Here is a 16,284-nt window from a genome sequence, read left to right as displayed (position 1 = left end):
GTTCGTGCCGATGACCGGCCTGCTGCCGCGGCTGTGGCTGCTGCTGTGCCTGCTTGGCGTGGGCTGGGCAGGCGTGGCGGTGGCCCAGCAACGGGCCCCGATCCCGCCGCTGGACTCGCCGGTGGTGGACGCCACCGGCACCCTGGACACAGCGCAGAAACAGGCACTCGAGCAGCAGGCGCTGGCCCTGCAGCAGCGCAAGGGCAGCCAGCTGCAGGTGTTGATCGTGCCCACCACCCAGCCCGAGGACATCGCCCAGTACACCTCCCGCGTCTTCGACGAATGGAAGGTCGGGCGCAAGGGCGTGGATGACGCGGTGTTGCTGGTGGTGGCCAAGGACGACCGGCGGGTACGCATCGAGCCCGGCTACGGGCTGGAAGGGGCGATCCCCGATGCCATCGCCAACCGGGTGATCCAGGAGTACCTGGTGCCGTATTTCCGCCAGGACGACTATGCCGGCGGCATCACCGCCGCCACAGGGGTGCTGGTCAAGCTGATTGATGGCGAGCAGCTGCCGGCCCAGGTCAGCAGCAACCGCGGGCGCAAGGACGGCGGCGAGGACAGCTTCCTGTTCGCGATCGGCATCGGCGTGGTTGCCGCGGTGCTGATGCGCCTGCTGTTGGCGCGGCAGCCCAAGGCCGTGCGCGGCTTGCTTGCCGCGGTGCTGGCCGGGCTTGCCGGTGCGCTGCTGCTGACGCTGGCCAATGGCGTGATGGCGGCCTTCGCCGCGCTGTTCTTCTCCTTCGGCAGGGCTTCGGGCGGCTTCGCCCGCGGCGGGGGCGGGGGCTGGGGGAGCGGGGGCTTTGGCGGTGGCGGAGGCTTCGGCGGCGGTGGTGGCTGGTCCGGCGGCGGCGGGCGATCGGGAGGCGGTGGCGCCTCGGGGAGCTGGTGATGCGCTGGTTGCGCCATGTGTTCTCGCCCTCGGCCCATGCGGTCTTCCCGGAAGCCAGCCTGGAGCGGATCGCCCGGGCCATCGCCGACGGTGAGCGCCAGCACGGCGGCCAGGTGATGTTCGCTGTGGAATCGGACCTGTCCTTGCCGATGCTGTGGCGGGGCGTGGATGCCCGGCAGCGCGCCGAGCATGCCTTCGCGGTGCTGCGCACCTGGGACACCGAGGCCAACAACGGAGTGCTGATCTACCTGCTGCTGGCCGACCACGCCATCGAGATCGTGCCCGACCGCGGCCTGTCGGGCCGCATCGAGGCCGGGCAGTGGCAGCAGGTCTGCGAGCACCTGCGCATGCAACTGGGCAGTGGCGACCGCGAGGCGGCCGTGTTGGCCGCCGTGGCCGAGGTCTCGCAGCTGCTGGCCCGGCACTTTCCCGCCGACCCGGACCGACCACGCGGCAACGAGTTGCCTGACCGCCCGCAGCTGCTTGGCTGAGTGGGCGGTTGACGCAGGGAATGCAGCCCCGAGAATAGGACTTCGTTCGCCAGACAGTGCCTTCATGATCTATCTCCATGACATAGACCCCATCGCCTTCAGCCTGGGGCCGATCTCGGTGCACTGGTACGGCATCATGTATCTGCTGGGCTTCGGCGCCGCCTGGTGGCTGGGCCGGCAGCGGATCCTCGCCGGGCGCCTGCCGGGCGTGAGCATGAACGGTTTTTCGGACCTGCTGTTCTACGCCATGCTCGGCGTGGTGCTGGGCGGGCGCATCGGCTACATGCTGTTCTATGCCACCGCCGAGTTCCTGCATAACCCGTTGCTGCTGCTGCGCGTATGGGAAGGCGGCATGAGCTTCCATGGCGGCCTGCTCGGCGTGCTGATCGCCGGCTGGTGGTGGACGCGCAAGCAGCGCCAGCACTTCTTCGACACCATTGATTTCGTCGCGCCGCTGGTGCCGCTGGGCCTGGGCTTCGGCCGGCTGGGCAATTTCGTTGGCGGTGAGTTGTGGGGCAAGTTCACCCATTCCGGCTGGGGCGTGGTGTTCCCGCATTCGCCGTTGAAGGACGTGCCGGCGGGCCTGCCGACGATGGAGCAGCTGATGTCGGCCGCGCAGATCAAGCAGGACTTCGCCGCCGGGCTGCTCACCCAGTACGCGCGCCATCCCTCGCAGTTGTATGAAGCGGTGCTGGAAGGGCTGGTGATGTTCGTGGTGCTGTGGCTGTACTCGATGAAGCCGCGCCCGCGTTACACCGTGTCCGGCCTGTTCGCGTTGATGTACGGCGCCTTCCGTTTCCTGGTCGAGTTCGTGCGCATGCCCGACAACGGCGTCTACGTGGCGTTTGACTGGCTGACCCGCGGCCAGATCCTGAGCCTGCCGCTGATCGCGCTGGGCGTGATCCTGCTGGTGATGTCGCGCCGTGCCCCGGTGCTGCAGCCGGTCCTGCCGCTGGAGGAAAAAGCGTGAAGCCCTACCTGGATCTGCTGCGGCACGTGCTCGAGCACGGCAGCGAGAAGTCCGATCGCACCGGCACCGGCACGCGCAGCGTGTTTGGTTGGCAGATGCGCTTCGACCTCAACGAAGGCTTCCCGCTGGTCACCACCAAGAAGCTGCACCTGCGCTCGATCATCCACGAGCTGCTGTGGTTCCTGAAGGGCGATACCAACATCGCCTACCTGAAGGACAACAACGTGCGGATCTGGGACGAGTGGGCCGATGCCAATGGCGACCTCGGCCCGGTCTACGGCAAGCAGTGGCGCAGCTGGGCCACCGCCGACGGGCGCGAGATCGACCAGATGCAGTGGTTGGTCGAGGAGATCAAGCGCAACCCGGATTCGCGCCGGCTGGTGGTCAGCGCGTGGAACGTGGGCGAGTTGTCGCAGATGGCGCTGATGCCCTGCCACAACCTGTTCCAGTTCTACGTGGTCGACGGCAAGCTCAGCTGCCAGTTGTACCAGCGCAGCGGCGACATCTTCCTCGGCGTGCCGTTCAACATCGCCAGCTACGCGTTGCTGACCCACATGGTGGCGCAGGCCACCGGCCTGGGCGTGGGTGACTTCGTGCACACGCTGGGTGATGCGCACCTGTATTCCAATCACTACGAGCAGGCGCGCGAACAGTTGTCGCGTGCGCCGCGCGCGCTGCCGACGCTGTGGTTGAACCCGGAGGTCACCGACCTGTTCGGTTTCCGTTTCGAGGACATCCGCATCGACGGCTATGACCCGCACCCGGCGATCAAGGCACCGGTGGCAGTGTGAGCCTGGGGATGGGAGCGGGGAACGGCGAAGCGGCAACCCCGGTGCAGCTGCGGCTTTCGATGATTGCCGCGCTGGACCGCAATCGCGGCATCGGCCAGGACAACTGCATGCCGTGGCACCTGCCGGATGATTTCAGGCACTTCAAGGCGCTCACGCTGGGCAAGCCGATCCTGATGGGGCGCAGGACCGCGCAGTCGCTCGGTCGCGCGCTGCCGGGACGGACCAACCTGGTGCTGACCCGCAGCGGCCAGGTGCCGTTCGAGGGCATGCAGGCGGTGGCATCGCTGCAGCAGGCGCAGGCCATCGCGCTGGCGCAAGGCGCGTCCGAACTGTGCGTGATCGGCGGGGGTGAGATCTACCGATTGCTGATCGATCAGGCCACCGACCTGTACCTGACCTGGGTGGACGCCGAGGTGGTGGCCGATACGCATTTCCCGGCCGTGGACCCGGCCCAGTGGCAGGAAGTGGACAGCCAGCTGCACGCGCCCGATGCGCGGCACGCCTACGCGTTCCGCTTCGCCCACTACATCCGTCGGTAGGCGTAGCCTCGGCCGCGAAGCCGGCGCCGTTTCAGGTTGCCGGAACAACGAACCCCTCCCCAACCCTCCCCTTGGCTGCGCCAAAGGGAGGGGGCAACAGCGGCTGCGCGAGGGTCTGAGCGCTCGCAGGGCGGTGATCCGAACGACGCTCGCACGGCGATGATCTGAACGCTCGCAGGATACGCCCCCTCCCTTTGGCGCAGCCAAGGGGAGGGCTGGGGAGGGGTAAGCCTTTGCCTTAACCCGGCATCCGGTAATGCCCAATGATCGTGTGCCGGAACAACAGGTCTTCCTCCTGCGTACCGCGCGCGATGTTGTGCAGCACCAGCGGCGTGCCATCGTCCAGCAGGCGATCGGACACGATGCCCACGTGCAGCAGGCCATTACCGTTGAGCTTCCACGCGACGATGTCGCCGGGAGCGTAGTCGCCCGGTTGCGTGCTGATCGGCAATTCCCAACCCTGGCGCTGCATCCAGCGCATCTGGTTGGGTACGCGCCGGTGGTCGATGTTGCGGTCCGTGCGCGACAGGCCCCATAGCGGGGGGTACTCGGAAAAGTGCGCGCGCATGTCCGCATGGATGCGTGCCTGCAGGTCGATGCCGACCCCGCGCAATGCGCGTACCACCACGTCGGTGCACACCCCACGGTCCCGTGGAGGATCGCCTTCGGGATAGGCCAATGCGAAGTAGGCCGGGTCGTAACGCACGGTCACGCCGACCTGCGCACGTGCCGCGGCCACCAGCGGTACGGACGTGACCGCCGGTGCGTGGGCACGCGCAGGCGGCAGTTCAGTGGAGTGGGGGACTTCCTGCCGGCAGGCGCCGAGCAGGACGGAGGCCATCAGCAGCAGGGCTGATGGCCCGCGGATCATTCACCCGGCCCGACGGTGGGCGGAGCGCCGTGGGTGCCGGCATTGTTGCCACCGCCATTACCCGCACCCGGTCGCCGACGGCGCGGGCGACGGCGCGGTTCGCCGCGCGCGGGCTGCTCGCCGCGGGGCTCGGCCGGGCGCTCCGGCTTGGGTTTGCGCGGCGGATGCGCACCGGGGACCGGCGCGGGTACGTCACGGCCCGGCACCTGCACCACGCGCAGGTCCTCGCTGTCCAGCTGCAGCGCGGTGAGCTTGCCGCCCCAGACCGCACCGGTATCGATGGCGTGCACGCCCTGGGTGATGGTCAGGCCCAGCGCCGACCAGTGGCCGCAGACCATCTTCAGCTCGCGCTCCACGCGGCCGGGTACTTCGAACCAGGGGTACATGCCCTGCGGTTGGGTGCCGGGCGTGCCCTTGTCCTCCATGCCGATGCGGCCACTGGGGGTGCAGTAGCGCATGCGGGTGAAGATGTTGATGATCGCGCGCGAGCGGTCATAGCCGCTCAGCCCCGGCGACCAGGCCGGCTTGTCGCCGTACATGTTGCGGAACAGCTTGCGGTAGCCGTTGCCGTGCAGTTGCTGCTCGACCTCGCGGGCATGCTTCTCGGCCAGGGCGACGGTCCACTTCGGCGCCAGCCCGGCATGGAACATCATCCAGCCCAGTTCGCGGTCGGCGTGCACCAGCTTCTGCAGGCGCAGCCAGTCGAGCAGGGTGTCGCGGTCCTCGGCCAGCACGATGCGCTGCAGGTCCGGGTTGACCTTGCGCTGCTCCTCTTCGCTGCGGGCGCCGATGGCCAGCAGCGACAGGTCATGGTTGCCCAGCACCACCACGCTCTGCTCGCGCAGCGAATGCACCAGGCGCAGGGTCTCCAGCGATTGCCCGCCACGGTTGACCAGGTCGCCGCAGAACCAGAGCCGGTCTACGGCGGGGTCGAAGTTGATCTTCTCCAGCAGCGACTGGGTGACGTCGTAACAGCCCTGCAGGTCGCCGATTGCCCAGGTCGCCATCAGTGCAGCGTCCTTGGGATGGACAGCACGAACGGTGCGATCGGCGCGGCGAACTCGGTGCCGTCGTCGGCGAGCATGTCGTAGTGGCCCTGCATGGTGCCGTACTCGGTGCCGATCATGACGCCGGAGGTATAGCTGAACTCCTCGCCCGGGCGCAGCCGTGGCTGTTCGCCGACCACGCCGTCGCCGTCGACGTGCTCGACCCGGCCCTCGCCGTCGGTGATGCGCCAATGGCGGCTGATCAGCCGCGCGGGGACGCTGCCGCGGTTCTGGATGCGGATCGTGTAGGCGAACGCGAAGCGCCCGTCTTCAGGGGCCGACTGGTCGTCGATGAAACGAGGGGAAACCTCGATCTCGATCGCGTAGTGGCGGGATTCTTCCATGGGGGGAGTGTAAGCAAAAGCAGGTGATCGGTTTGCGCAGATGTCGCACTCAGGCGTGCGGTACGTTCGCAAGTCGGATGAAATCGGCCACTTCCAGCTGTTCGGCGCGGGCGTCGCTGCGGACCCCGGCGGCGGCGAAGCCGGCTTCGTCGATGACGCCGTTGAGGGCGTTGCGCAGCGTCTTGCGGCGTTGCCCGAAGGCGGCCTTGACTACCTCGGCGAAGCGTTTGGGGTCATCGATGCCGATTGTGGCGGGGTCGCGCGGCACCAGCCGGGCCACGGCAGAGTCCACCTTCGGCGGTGGCCGGAACGCGCCTGGCGGCACCACGAACAGCGACGTCACCTCGCACCAGGCCTGCAGCATCACGCTCAGGCGGCCATAGACCTTGCTGCCCGGGCCGGCGGCCATGCGGTCGACCACTTCCTTCTGCAGCATGAAGGTCATGTCCGAGATCGCCGCGGCGTGCTCCAGTGCATGGAACAGGATCGGCGAGGAAATGTTGTAGGGCAGGTTGCCGACCAGGCGGATCTTTCCGCCAGCGGCCAGCGCGGTGAAATCGACCTGCAGCACGTCGCGGTGGACGATGGTCAGCTCACCCAGGGGCGCGGCGGCCTCGGTCAACGGTGCGATCAGGTCGCGGTCGAACTCGATGACGGTCAGCTTCGGGTGGCGGCGCAGCAGCGGGAAGGTGATGGCACCCTGGCCCGGGCCGATCTCGACCAGGCGGTCGCCGTCCTTCGGGTTGACCGCCATCACGATCTTTTCGACGTAATGCGTGTCGGCCAGGAAGTGCTGGCCCAGCTGCTTCTTTGCCGGCGCGGTGAAACCTGCGCCGGTGCGCGGGGAATGGGAGGAATTCATGCGGTGATTTTACGTTGTGCGGCCAGCCTGGCGCACAGTTCCGTGGCGGCGAACAGGCTGGAGGGGTCGGCGATGCCCTTGCCGGCCAGGTCCAGCGCGGTGCCGTGGTCCACCGCCACGCGCGGGTAGGGCAGGCCGAGGGTGATGTTGGTGGCCTGTTCGAAGCCGCTGTACTTGAGCACCGGCAAGCCTTGGTCGTGGTACATGGCCAGCACGGCGTCGAAGCCGGCCAGCTTGGCCGGCAGGAAGGCGGTATCGGCCGGCAGCGGGCCGATCAGGGCGATGCCCTCGGCGCGCAGCTGGTCCAGCAGCGGGATCATCACGTCCAGCTCCTCGCGGCCCAGATGGCCATCCTCGCCGGCGTGCGGGTTCAGCCCGAGCACTGCGATGCGGGGCTCGGGCAGGCCGAAGTCACGGCGCAGCGCGCGATGGGTGGTGAGGATGACCTTGCGCAGGCCGTCTGCGGTGATCGCGTCGGCGACCTCGCGCAGCGGCAGGTGGGTGGTGGCCAGCGCGACGCGGACGATGTCGTTGGCCAGCATCATCACCACCTCGACCCCGGCCTGCTGGGCCAGCAACTCGGTGGTGCCGCTGTAGGCGATGCCGCCGTCGTTGATGACGGCCTTGTGCACCGGGCCGGTCACCACGCCATCGAGCGTGCCGTCCAGGCAGGCTTGCCCGGCCCCGTGCAAGGCATCGATCACCGCGCGCGCGTTGCGTGGGTCGGCGTGTCCAAAGCGGCTGGGGACGGCATTGGCGACCGGGCGCAGGCGTAGGTCACCGGGCTGTTGGGCCCGGGCGTGTTCGGGCAGCAGTTGCAGCGGCAGCTGCAGCGCGGCAGCGGCGTCGCGCAGGGTTTGCGGGTCCGCAAACGCCAACAGCCGGCAATCACTGCGCGGCTGTTGGGCAAGGCGGATACACAGTTCCGGGCCGATCCCGGAGGGCTCGCCCGGGACCAGAGCGAGCTGGGGAATCATGGCTTACGGCTTGGCCGGTTCGGCGGCCGGCTCGGCGGTGCCTTCGGCGCGGTCGCCGCTGCGGAAGCTGACATAGGCATCGCCACGCAGCTCCTGCAGGAAGCGGTTGTACTCATCGTCGAGCTTGCGGCGACCGATCTGGTCACGGATCTGCGCGCGCTTGTTGTCGTCGGTGACATCGGTCTGGCGTGTACCCACGCGCTGCACGATGTGCCAGCCGGCATCGGTGCGGAACGGTGCGGTCACGCCACCATCGCTGACGCCTTCGATCTGCTTGCCGAAGTCCGGGCCGAAGGCATCGGCCGGGAACCAGCCCAGGTCACCGCCCTGGCCACGGCTGTTGGCATCGTCGGAGGACTCCTTGGCCACGGCCTGGAAGTCGGCGCCGCCGGCGATGCGGGCGCGCAGGGTGTCGATCCTGGCCTTGGCTGCCGCCTCGTCCACCTGGTCGGTGATGCGCACCAGGATGTGGCGGGCGTGGAACTCGGTGACCTGCGCGGCGGAGCCGCCGCCGGCCCCGGCTTCACGCACTTCCACCAGCTTGAGCAACTGGAAGCCGCTGGGGCCGCGGATCGGGCCGAGCACGTCGCCGGCCTTCATGTTCTTGATCTGGTTGGAGAATGCGCTGGGGATTTCATCCAGGCTGCGCCAGCCCAGGTCGCCGCTTTCCAGCGCGTTGGGGCTGTCGGAGTAGCGCACTGCCGCCGCGGCGAAGTCCAGCTCGCCCTTGTCCAGCAGGTTCTTGATGCCGTCCACCTTGCTCTGGCCGGTGGCGATCTGCTCGGCGTTGGCGCCTTCGGGCAGGGCGACCAGGATGTGCGCCAGGTGGTACTGCGCGCCGCCGGCGTTCTGCTGGGCCAGGGCCGCGTCCACTTCGCCTTCGCTGACGCTGATGCGGCTCTGCGCGAAGCTCTGGCGCAGGCGCTGGGTGATGATTTCCTCACGCACCGAGTTGCGGAAGTCGGTGAAGCCGATGCCGTCCTGGGCCAGGCGCTGGCGCAGGCCGTCCACGGTGGTGCCGTTCTGCTGGGCGATGCTGCCGATGGCGTGGTTGAGCTCCTCGTCGCCGACGCGGATGCCGCTGCCCTCGGCACGGGCGACCTGCAGCTTGACCAGCACCAGGCGCTCGAGCACCTGGCGCTCCAGCACCGCTTCGGGCGGCAGCTGGGCTTCGCGGCCGGCGTACTGGCCCTTGATGTTGTTGACCGCCCGCTGCAGCTCACTCTGCAGGATCACGTCCTCATCAACGATGGCGGCGATGCGATCCAGCGGCTGCTGCTGGGCAACGGCCGGGGCGGACACGCCGGAAAGCGCCAGCACGCTGGCGAGGACTGCAGAAAGGGTCTTGGTCATGGAATCTGGTTCGGATCGTAGTCGTCATCGTTCGCCTCGATGTTGCTCGGCGGAACGAGGTACAGGTCGTCTCGGTTGTAGCCGAGAATAGCACGGCGCAAGGTGCGGTCTGTGTCCTGCCCGACCGAGCTCAGGCCCTTGAGCACGAACTCGATCTGGAAGGAGTTGTCCAGGTCGCCGTCGCGGTTGCGGACGTAGCGACGGGCCAGGGCGCGGACCGTCAGGCAGCAGCTGTCCCACTGCACGCCGCCGATGATTTCCAGCGGCTTGTTGTCCAGCAGGGAGTAGTAATAGCGGCCGACCACGCTCCAGGTGGGGTTGATCGGGTACAGGAAGGACAGGTCGGCCTGTTCGAGCTGGTCGGTACCGTTGTTCGGGTTGCGGCGGTAGCGGTAGCTCAGGTTGACCACGCCGTCGCCCGGCATCAGGTAGCGGGCGCGGACGCTGGCCAGGTCTTCCTTGCCGTATTTCGGGTTCCACTGGTAGGTGCTGCCCAGCGTCCAGCGGTCGGTGAGCGCCCAGTTGACGTCGGCCACCCACGCCGAGTTGCCCTGCTCGACCGGCGCCTCGCCACTGTTCAGGGTGACGCGGGAGTCGTCGAAATAGGTGATCTGGCCAATGCTCGCCGACAGCTTCTCGCGGCCATCCTCCTGGCGGATCAGGCGCGTGGTCAGGGCAGTGGTCAGCTGGTTGGCGTCGTTCTGGCGGTCGGCGCCGGTGTAGCGGCTGTCGCGGAACAGCTGGCCCCAGCTGAAGGTGAACGCACGGGTATCGAACAACGGCAGGTTGCTCTGCTCGCGGTACGGGGTGTTCAGGTAGAAGATCCGCGGCTCCAGCGTGTTCAGGTAGGACTTGCCCCCGAGCGAGGTCTCGCGGTCGAAGAACAGGCCGGCGTCCACGGTGGTGATCGGCAGGCTGCGGGTCGGGGTGCGGTCCGCGCCGTTGGCGACCATCCCGCGGTCCAACTGGTAGGCGGTGTAGCGCCAGGCCAGGGTCGGGGTGATGTACCAGGAGGCACCGGCCAGCGGCATCGACACGTAGGGCTTGATGTCCAGGCGCGAGCCGCCGTACATCGGCCTTACGACACCGGTGCGTTCGTACTCGCCATCGGCGTTCTGGGTCTTGAGGTGGACGTCGTCGTGGGTGAAGCGCACCGCCTCGGCGTAGACGCCAGCTTCGAACCAGCGGCCGAAACTCTCGTCCCAGGTGCCGAAGAAGCGCGGCTCACGGTTGTAGGCCAAGGAGCTCTCGGTCAGGGTGTAGTCGGTCAGCTGCCAGTGGTCGGCCATCACCCCGGCGGTCCAGCTGCGGCCGGAGCCGTACAGGCCGATGGTGCTCTGCAGGTTGGACGAGGTGATGCCGAGCAGGCGGTTGGAGAAGTCCTCCACGTAGCGCTCGTCGCTGACCCAGCCCAGGTTGGCACGGGCCTGCCAGTGGCTGTCGATGTTGTGGTACCCGCTGTACTGGATGCGCCCGCGGTCCTTGTCGCGCAGCGAGTCGTTGGGCAGGTAGGCCGTCTCCAGCTGGCCCTTGCCGCCGCTGTACAGGTAGCGGAACTCGTTCTCCAGCATCAGGCCGCGCTTGCTCATGTAGCGCGGGCTCAGCGTGTCGTCGTAGTTCGGTGCCAGGTTGAAGTAGATCGGCTGCTCGTAGTCGAAGCCATTGCGGCCGGACATGCTCAGCTTGGGATACAGCAGGCCGGTCTGGCGGCGGTCGTCGATCGGGAACTTGAACCACGGCGCGTACAGCACCGGCACCTTGCCGATGCGCAGCACGGCATTGCGGGCGGTGCCGAAGCCTTCCTCGTTGTCCACCTCGATCTGCGGGGCCACCAGCTTCCACACCGGCTGCGAGGGGTCGCAGGTGGTGTAGGTGGAATGGTGCATCTGGCCGACCGAGCCCTGCAGGTCGATCGACTCGGCACCACCGTTGCCGCGCCGCGAGACCAGCTGGTACTGGATGTTGCTGATCTTGTGGGTGTCGGTTTCCTGGTTGCCTTCGGCCCGCTCGGCGACCATGCGGATCGAGGAGTCCGAATAGCGGACGTTGCCCTCGGCGATGTAGTTACCGCTTTCGGTGTCCAGGCGCAGGCTGTCGGTGCCCATGAACTGGTCGCCGCGCTTGAGCACCACGTTGCCCTGGTATTCGGGGATCACGGTGGTGCCGGTCAGCTCGTTGCCTTCGATGTCAGTCGGCAACTGCTCGCGGTTGGCCGCGCTTTTCGGGTCGGCCTGGGGGGCCTCCTCGAAGGCGGGCAGGGACTCGGTGGCCGGGCACAGCCCCCAGTTCACGGGCTTGTCATCGGCCATCGCGGGCAGACAGATGGCGATACCCAGGGGCAGGGGAAGCAGGCGGAAGGCTCGGCGCACGCGGTTCGGATTCTGGGGGAAAACGGTCGCTAGCTTGCCGCATCGCCTGCATGGGGGCAATGAAGGGCACCCGGCGGAGCCGGGTCGGGTTCATCCATCAGGCCGATGGCAGCAGGGCCTGGACATGGGCGACGCTGCATTCGCGCAGGGCCTGCAGGTCGTAGCCGCCCTCCAGCATCGATACCACCCGTCCGCTGCCGTGGCGATCGGCCAGGGTGACCAGCTCACGGGTCAGCCAGCCGAAATCCTCGGTCTCGACCATCAGGTCGGCCTGCGGGTCGCGCATGTGGGCGTCGAAGCCGGCGGAAATGAACAACAGCTGGGGTTGGAAGGCTTCGATCTGCGGCAGCATGTCGTCGGCCCAGGTGTTGCGGAAGCGGAAGCCGCCGCTGCCCGGCGGCAGCAGGATGTTGCACACGTTGCCCACGCCGCGCTCGCGCATGCTGCCGGAGAACGGGAACAGGCCCGACTGGTGGGTGCTGTAGTAGGCCACCTTGGGGTCGGCCTCGAAGATGGCCTGGGTGCCGTTGCCGTGGTGGACGTCGAAATCGACGATGGCGATGCGTTCCAGGCCGTACTTGTCGCGGGCATAGGCCGCGGCCACGGCGATGTTGTTGAACAGGCAGAAGCCCATCGCGGTATCGGCGGTGGCATGGTGGCCGGGCGGGCGCACCGCGCAGAACACGTGGCGGCGGTCGTCCTCCAGCATCACCGCGTCCACGGCGGCGACCCCGGCGCCGGCGGCGTGCAGGGCGGCGCTGGCCGAGCCGGGCGAGGTGAAGGTGTCCAGGTCGATGCGGCGCAGCGGGGCGACCTGGGCGCGCAGCATGTCGTCGATCAGTTCGCGGCTGTGTACCCGCGCCAGCTCGCCGAGCTTGGCCGCCGGTGCCTGCCGCCATTCCAGCTGGTCCGGGAATTCGGCGCGCAGCGCCGAGATCACCGCGTGCAGGCGCTCCGGGGACTCCGGATGGTCGATGCCGGGGTCGTGTTCAAGGCAGGCGGGGTGGGTGAATACCAGCATGGCCGCACTCTGGACCGTCGGCGCCGCGCGTTGCGCGGCGTCCTGGGAGGGGGAAGGAGGGATCAGCCGCGCCGGCGTTCGTGGTTCCAGAGCACTTCACCATGGCCGTCGGCGCGGGCCAGCACCCGGGCCAGCACGAACAGCAGGTCGGACAGGCGGTTCAGATAGCGCACCGCCTCGCCACGGATGTCTTCCTGGCGGGCCAGGGCCACCGTCTCGCGCTCGGCGCGGCGCACGATGGTGCGCGCCAGGTGGCAGCGGGCAGCCGCTTCGCCGCCGGCCGGCAGGATGAAGTCCTTCAGTGCCGGCAGGTCGTCGTTGTAGCGGTCCAGGTGCTGCTCCAGCGCGTCGATGTCGGCGGCGTGGATGGCGGCGTGGCCGGGGATGCACAGCTCCCCGCCCAGGTCGAACAGCTGGTGCTGGATGGTGGTCAGCAGTGCCCGCACGTCGTCGGGCAGGGTGACCGCCAGCAGCACGCCGATGGCCGAGTTGGCCTCGTCGACGGTGCCGTAGGCGTTGACCCGCAGCGAATCCTTGCCGGTGCGGCTGCCATCGCCAAGGCCGGTGCTGCCATCGTCACCGGTGCGGGTATAGATCCTGGAGAGACGGTTGCCCATGCCGACGCCGCCCTCAGTGGGCGACGCAGCCGGTGGCCGGCTGCTTGGCAACGGCTTCCACGACGACGTGGACCAGGGCGGCGGCGCCGGTGTACAGGGCGGCGGTGCGCAGGTAGGGCAGCAGCCAGTCGGCGTAGTTCTTGGCCCAGCCGGCGACGGTCGGGTCGGCGACCGAGGCGCTGATCCAGTAGAAGCTGCCCTGCGCGATCAGGTGGCACAGCGCGACCGAGCCGACCAGGCTGGCCACCAGCAGGCCCAGCGACTGCCAGCTGGCAGCCTTGTGGAAGCGGCGCAACAGCATGCCGCCGGCCCACATCGCGAAGTAGGCCGGCACCAGCATCCAGTAGGCGGCCGAGACGCAGTAGTGCTGCCAGAAGCTCATGCCCTGGTTGCTGATCACCGCCCAGTCGACCACCACCGCCAGTGCCATCAGCAGCGGGAAGGCCCAGCGGGTCCAGTCGCGCAGGTAGAAGCCGCCGATGAAGAACACCGCCCAGGAGGCGTCGGGGATCGGCGCGAAATGGTTGATGCGGGTGCCGGCCATCAGCAGCACGAGCAGGGACAGGATGAAGGCACGTTGGACGTTGGCGGTCATGGATGGTCGGTTCCCGTTAATCAGGAGGCCATTCTAGCCGGACTGGGGGTGAACCGGCGTCCGGCGGCGGACGGGCCGGGGTCGAAGCGGGCGGGCGAGCCCGTATCATGGCGGGATGAGCAAGAACCATGACGTAGTGATTGTGGGTGGTGGCCTGGTCGGGGCCAGCCTGGCCATTGCGCTGGACCGGCTGGGGCTGGACGTGGGCCTGGTCGAAGCCACGCCGGGTGGGGCGTTGCCGGCGGTGTTCGACCAGCGCAACCTCAGTTTCGCCGCGGCCACGGTCAACGCGTTGACCGCGCTGGGCGTGATGCAGCGGCTGGGCAACCCGGGCGGGCCGATCCGCCGCATCCATGTCAGCCGCGCCGGGGATTTCGGCCGGGTGGTGATGCGCGCGGAGGATTACGGCCGCGAGGCGTTCGGCCAGGTGGTGGTGGCGCGTGATTTTGGCGATGCACTGGAAGCCCGGCTGGGCGAGCTGCAGCAGCTGACCCGCTATCGCCCGGCCAGGTTCGTCGGGCTGGGCGCCGGCAGCGATGGCTACCGGGAGGTGGTCATCGCCGAGGCGGACGGCGAACGTCGCCTGCGGGCCCGACTGGTGGTCGGAGCCGACGGTACCCGCAGCGCGGTGCGTGAAGCACTGGGCATCGAGGTGACCGAGCACGACTACGCGCAGACCCTGTTCGTGGCCCGCGTCCGCGCGGCCAAGGCACCGGACGGCAGTGCCTACGAACGCTTCACCGATACCGGCCCGACCGCCCTGCTGCCGCGCGGGGACCGCCACTACGGCGTGGTCCATGGCGTGGCCCGCGACCAGGCCGATGCGGTGCTGGCCCTGGATGAGCGCGCCTGGCTGGCGCGCCTGCAGGACGCGGTGGGTTGGCGCGCCGGGCGGCTGCTGGAGAGCGGGCCGCGCAGTGCGTACCCGTTGATCCAGGTGCTGGCCAGGAAGCTGGTTGGCGAACGCGCGCTGCTGCTCGGCAATGCCGCGCAGACCATCCATCCGCTGGGCGCGCAGGGCTTCAACCTGGGCCTGCGCGATGCGCTGACCCTGGCCGAACTGATTGCCGATGGCGCAATGGACCCGGGCGCTGATGCACTGCTGCAGGCCTATGTGCAGCGCCGCGGCCCGGACCGCGAGCAGACCCTGGCCTTCTCCGACGGCCTGGCCCGCTTGACCAGCAATGCCTCGCCGCTGATGCGGCCGTTGCGCAGCCTGGGCCTGGTGGCCGCCGCGCAGGCCGCGCCGCTGCAATCGTTCCTGGTGGGCGGTGCGATGGGATTCCGTGGGCAGGTGCCCGAGTTGTGCAGGAGTGAAGCGCGATGAGCCGTCGCGGGCAATGGGATGCAGTGGTGGTCGGCGGTGGCGTGGTTGGCGGTGCCTGTGCGCTGGCATTGGCGAAGGAAGGCTTGCAGGTGGCGCTGGTGGAAGGTCGCGAGCCGCCGCCGTGGTCGGCGCAGCGGCCGGACCTGCGCGTGTTCGCCTTCGCCGCCGACAACGCGGCGCTGCTGGATGCGCTGGGGGTCTGGTCGCAGGTCGAGCGTGGGCATGTCTGCGCCTACCGGCGCATGCGCGTGTGGGACGCGGGCGGCGGCGGTGACCTGACCTTCGATGCGGACACGCTGGGCCGGCGCGAGCTGGGCTGGATCGTCGAGAACGGCCTGCTGGTGGACCGCCTGTGGGCGGCGCTGCCGGCCGCCGGCGTGCAGGTGTACTGCCCGGCCAAGGTGGTGGAAATGGAGCAGGACGCCGGCAGCGTGCGCCTGCGCCTGGACGATGGCCGCCGCATCGAGGCGGCCATTGCCATTGCCGCTGATGGGGCCGAATCCACCCTGCGCACGTTGGCCGGGCTGGACGTGAGCCGGCACGACTACGGCCAGCGCGGCGTGGTGGGCTACATCGACAGCGAGCGGCCGAACGAAGCAACGGCCTGGCAGCGTTTCCTTGATACCGGCCCGCTCGCGGTGCTGCCCTACGACAAGTACCGCAGCTCGATCGTATGGACCTTGCCCGATGCCGAGGCAGAACGGGTGCTGGCGCTGGAGGATGCGGCGTTCGAGCGGGAGTTGACCAACGCCTTCGCCGGCCGGCTGGGGCAGATGAAGGTGGCCTCTCCGCGCGCTGCGTTCCCGTTGCGCCGGCAGTTGGCCAAGGGCTATGTCGCCGGGCGCGTGCTGACGTTGGGTGATGCCGCGCACGTGGTGCACCCGCTGGCCGGGCAGGGCGTGAACCTGGGCCTGCGCGACGTGGCCGGCCTGCGTGAGCTGGTGCGTGATGCCCGGCAACGTCGCCAGGAGTGGAGTACGCCGCACCGCCTGCAACGCTGGGCGCGCACGCGGCGCAGCGAGAACACCGTGGCCGCCTACAGCTTCGATGCGATCAACAAGGTGTTCTCCAACGACGAGATGCACCTGACGTTGGCCCGTGGCGCCCTGCTGGGCATGGCCGGCAGGATGCCGCCGTTGTTGTCACTGTTCTGGAAGCGCGCCTCGGGCCTGTAGGCGCGGCCTCGGCCGCGAAGCCGATAGACAACAGGCAGCGCGCA

The 16,284-nt window shown here is 68.7% G+C and carries 17 protein-coding genes; 7 read left to right on the top strand and 10 right to left on the bottom strand.

The window, feature by feature from the left end:
* Positions 1–10 precede the first annotated feature (10 nt).
* From IB227_RS06140 to IB227_RS06120, 5 genes are all read left to right on the top strand, one after another.
* A complete protein-coding gene (locus IB227_RS06140) occupies positions 11–892 on the top strand; it encodes a TPM domain-containing protein (RefSeq protein WP_192286659.1) in 882 nt (293 codons plus the stop codon).
* Positions 892–1,383 carry a TPM domain-containing protein gene (locus tag IB227_RS06135; protein ID WP_192286658.1) on the top strand — a complete coding sequence of 164 codons (492 nt, stop codon included), beginning with the start codon at positions 892–894 and terminating at the stop codon, positions 1,381–1,383. The genes IB227_RS06140 and IB227_RS06135 overlap by 1 nt, the downstream gene beginning before the upstream one ends.
* 64 nt (positions 1,384–1,447) lie before the next feature.
* On the top strand, positions 1,448–2,353 hold the full coding sequence (gene lgt, locus IB227_RS06130; protein WP_192286657.1) for a prolipoprotein diacylglyceryl transferase: 906 nt from the start codon (positions 1,448–1,450) through the stop codon (positions 2,351–2,353).
* Entirely contained in the window at positions 2,350–3,144 is a 795-nt protein-coding gene (locus IB227_RS06125; protein ID WP_192286656.1) for a thymidylate synthase, read from the top strand. Before lgt ends, IB227_RS06125 begins: the two co-directional genes overlap by 4 nt.
* 47 nt (positions 3,145–3,191) lie before the next feature.
* Positions 3,192–3,683 carry a dihydrofolate reductase gene (locus tag IB227_RS06120; protein WP_192287290.1) on the top strand — a complete coding sequence of 164 codons (492 nt, stop codon included), beginning with the start codon at positions 3,192–3,194 and terminating at the stop codon, positions 3,681–3,683.
* A gap of 238 nt (positions 3,684–3,921) precedes the next feature.
* On the opposite strand, the gene IB227_RS06115 is transcribed toward IB227_RS06120, so the two are convergent.
* From IB227_RS06115 to IB227_RS06070, 10 genes are all read right to left on the bottom strand, one after another.
* The gene (locus IB227_RS06115; RefSeq protein ID WP_192286655.1) at positions 3,922–4,524 is read right to left on the bottom strand and encodes a DUF1287 domain-containing protein; all 603 of its coding nucleotides are present in this window, start codon (positions 4,522–4,524) and stop codon (positions 3,922–3,924) included.
* 26 nt (positions 4,525–4,550) lie between these two features.
* Positions 4,551–5,561 (bottom strand): symmetrical bis(5'-nucleosyl)-tetraphosphatase, encoded by a 1,011-nt coding sequence (locus tag IB227_RS06110; RefSeq protein WP_132864951.1) that lies wholly within the window; start codon positions 5,559–5,561, stop codon positions 4,551–4,553.
* Positions 5,561–5,944, bottom strand: a complete 384-nt coding sequence (gene apaG, locus IB227_RS06105; RefSeq protein ID WP_132864950.1) for a Co2+/Mg2+ efflux protein ApaG — start codon at positions 5,942–5,944, stop codon at positions 5,561–5,563. The genes IB227_RS06110 and apaG overlap by 1 nt, the downstream gene beginning before the upstream one ends.
* Positions 5,945–5,993: 49 nt before the next feature.
* Entirely contained in the window at positions 5,994–6,806 is an 813-nt protein-coding gene (rsmA, locus tag IB227_RS06100; protein WP_192286654.1) for a 16S rRNA (adenine(1518)-N(6)/adenine(1519)-N(6))-dimethyltransferase RsmA, read from the bottom strand.
* Positions 6,803–7,783 carry a 4-hydroxythreonine-4-phosphate dehydrogenase PdxA gene (gene pdxA / locus IB227_RS06095; protein ID WP_192286653.1) on the bottom strand — a complete coding sequence of 327 codons (981 nt, stop codon included), beginning with the start codon at positions 7,781–7,783 and terminating at the stop codon, positions 6,803–6,805. The genes rsmA and pdxA overlap by 4 nt, the downstream gene beginning before the upstream one ends.
* 3 nt (positions 7,784–7,786) lie before the next feature.
* The gene (locus tag IB227_RS06090) at positions 7,787–9,136 is read right to left on the bottom strand and encodes a peptidylprolyl isomerase (protein ID WP_192286652.1); all 1,350 of its coding nucleotides are present in this window, start codon (positions 9,134–9,136) and stop codon (positions 7,787–7,789) included.
* The gene (gene lptD / locus IB227_RS06085; RefSeq protein WP_192286651.1) at positions 9,133–11,505 is read right to left on the bottom strand and encodes an LPS-assembly protein LptD; all 2,373 of its coding nucleotides are present in this window, start codon (positions 11,503–11,505) and stop codon (positions 9,133–9,135) included. Before lptD ends, IB227_RS06090 begins: the two co-directional genes overlap by 4 nt.
* Positions 11,506–11,602: 97 nt before the next feature.
* Positions 11,603–12,526 (bottom strand): histone deacetylase family protein, encoded by a 924-nt coding sequence (locus tag IB227_RS06080; RefSeq protein ID WP_192286650.1) that lies wholly within the window; start codon positions 12,524–12,526, stop codon positions 11,603–11,605.
* A 62-nt stretch (positions 12,527–12,588) separates the two neighbouring features.
* Positions 12,589–13,143, bottom strand: coding sequence for a cob(I)yrinic acid a,c-diamide adenosyltransferase (locus IB227_RS06075; RefSeq protein WP_192286649.1), 555 nt, complete (start codon positions 13,141–13,143; stop codon positions 12,589–12,591).
* Between the two features lie 13 nt (positions 13,144–13,156).
* The gene (locus tag IB227_RS06070; protein WP_192286648.1) at positions 13,157–13,738 is read right to left on the bottom strand and encodes a hypothetical protein; all 582 of its coding nucleotides are present in this window, start codon (positions 13,736–13,738) and stop codon (positions 13,157–13,159) included.
* Positions 13,739–13,853: 115 nt separating this feature from the next.
* On the opposite strand from IB227_RS06070, the gene ubiH reads away from it, so the two are divergent.
* Together ubiH and IB227_RS06060 are read left to right on the top strand one after the other, a co-directional pair.
* A complete protein-coding gene (gene ubiH / locus IB227_RS06065; protein WP_192286647.1) occupies positions 13,854–15,065 on the top strand; it encodes a 2-octaprenyl-6-methoxyphenyl hydroxylase in 1,212 nt (403 codons plus the stop codon).
* Positions 15,062–16,240, top strand: a complete 1,179-nt coding sequence (locus IB227_RS06060) for a UbiH/UbiF family hydroxylase (RefSeq protein WP_192286646.1) — start codon at positions 15,062–15,064, stop codon at positions 16,238–16,240. The genes ubiH and IB227_RS06060 overlap by 4 nt, the downstream gene beginning before the upstream one ends.
* The last annotated feature ends 44 nt before the right edge of the window (positions 16,241–16,284 follow it).

Origin of the sequence: Stenotrophomonas sp. STM01, from assembly GCF_014852135.1 — a bacterium.
In the GTDB taxonomy this organism is placed as follows: domain Bacteria; phylum Pseudomonadota; class Gammaproteobacteria; order Xanthomonadales; family Xanthomonadaceae; genus Stenotrophomonas; species Stenotrophomonas capsici.
The sequence above is the reverse complement of the archived record's forward strand: the minus strand, read 5'-3'. Positions and strand labels throughout refer to the sequence as shown.